General features: G+C 47.6%; 2 protein-coding genes and 1 tRNA gene. 2 read left to right on the plus strand and 1 reads right to left on the minus strand.

Going from position 1 to position 1243, the window contains the following annotated elements:
- Window positions 1-507: sugar-binding domain-containing protein (locus tag ACFRAK_RS28580; RefSeq protein ID WP_394573127.1), on the minus strand; the 507-nt coding region annotated here is incomplete at its 3' end.
- A 273-nt stretch (window positions 508-780) separates the two neighbouring features.
- Between ACFRAK_RS28580 and ACFRAK_RS28585 the strand changes: the two genes are divergently transcribed.
- Window positions 781-855 (plus strand) — tRNA-Arg (locus tag ACFRAK_RS28585).
- A 174-nt stretch (window positions 856-1029) separates the two neighbouring features.
- The coding region (locus ACFRAK_RS28590) for an ATP-dependent Clp protease proteolytic subunit (protein ID WP_394573128.1) at window positions 1030-1243 on the plus strand (214 nt) is incomplete at its 3' end.

Genomic DNA, 1243 nt, shown 5'->3' on the forward strand with positions numbered 1-1243 from the left:
TCTGAGGGGGCCTGCCGTCAAGGGAGACATCTGCTCCGCGACTTCGGCAAGCGTAGATCCGCCTGTCACAGCGATCGTGTCGCCATTCTCGATAAAGCTTTGCAGCGTCCTTGCTCCCGCTCGGCCGAGCTCGCGCTTCACTTCCGGCGATGATTCGCTGTCGCCCGGAATAATGACGACCTTGCGGAGTCCGTATGCCTGACGAATCTTCTCTTCAAGTTCAACCAGCCCGTACAGTTCATTCATGACCGGCTCAAGCTCCTCCAGCAAGGCTAAGCCCGCATGGCTGATCCGCATCCCGAGTGTCTCGATGTCAATTAAACCTTGTGCTTTCAGGAGATCGGTTTCGGCCCGGAGGACCCGTTCTGTCATCGATAACGTCGATGCCAATGTTCTTCGACCAACCATTCCGGACAATTTGATCTGATGTAGTATCGTATATCTTCGCTTAAGTGTATCCATCAGATCCGGCAGAAGCTGCTCTTGTATTTCTAATAGGTTACGCATGCATTCCACTCCTGCAAACTTCGTCTCGGCTCTCCTTATCCTGGTCACGAAATGTCCCAGTAGAACTTTTTAAGTCCCACCTTTATTCTAACCAATAATGATGTCGGTGGCAAGTGCCGTAACGCATATTTATCATGGGTGCATCGTTATACATTATGACCAAATTCAGGCATCTCTATATAGCCTCAATATAATAGGATCAATGTTTCGTGCACTATTGTATTTTGAATATAGATGCGGTATAATCAACTTCGTTGCTGATTTTTTGGTTATGCGCCCGTGGTCCAATGGATATGACGTAGGCCTCCGGAGCCTGAGATCGAGGTTCGATTCCTCGCGGGCGCGCCATTTTAACTTGTCCCAAGTAACGCTCTATATACTGTTTACCCTATAGTGCCCATGACGGCTCTTTTTTTTACTCAATAGTTTGACTTTCTTTGACTTTTTGATTTAAATTGTTTATCATGTGGGTAATACGGTAACAGTATTGATATATGAGGTACTTTAGAGGAGGTTTTCCACGTGAGTTTTATCCCTATGGTCGTTGAACAAAGCAACCGCGGTGAGCGGGCGTACGACATCTATTCCAGATTGCTGAAAGACCGCATTATCTTCCTCGGCTCCGACGTAAATGACGTGGTCGCCAATTCCATCATTGCCCAAATGCTGTTCTTGTCGGCTGAGGATCCGGAGAAGGATATTCATCTTTACATCAATAGCCCGGGCGGTTCCATCA

Source organism: Peribacillus sp. NPDC056705, from assembly GCF_043656335.1.